The organism is Lampropedia puyangensis, from assembly GCF_004833285.1.
Classification (GTDB): domain Bacteria; phylum Pseudomonadota; class Gammaproteobacteria; order Burkholderiales; family Burkholderiaceae_C; genus Lampropedia; species Lampropedia puyangensis.
Map to the genome: position 1 here is coordinate 1 of NZ_STFG01000066.1, position 214 is coordinate 214.

A 214-nucleotide genomic window follows, 5' to 3' on the forward strand; every position below is an offset into this window, starting at 1 on the left:
ACAGGTCGGTTCTTATTTTTAACGCTGACGGTTGAGAATACAACTGGTGAGCAACTAAAGAGTGAATTACGACAAATGGGACGGGCAATTGCAAAAATTTTTCAATATAAAAAAGTGGCTAAAAATTTGCTGGGCTATGTGCGTTCAACTGAAGTGACCGTTAATCATGAAGTAGATCAGCCGATGTATCACCATCATATGCATGTCTTGCTTT

1 protein-coding gene is annotated in these 214 nt (G+C 38.8%); it reads left to right on the plus strand.

Going from position 1 to position 214, the window contains the following annotated elements:
• Positions 1-214 (plus strand): protein rep (locus tag E9531_RS17700; RefSeq protein ID WP_211343493.1); only part of this gene is annotated, 214 nt, incomplete at both ends.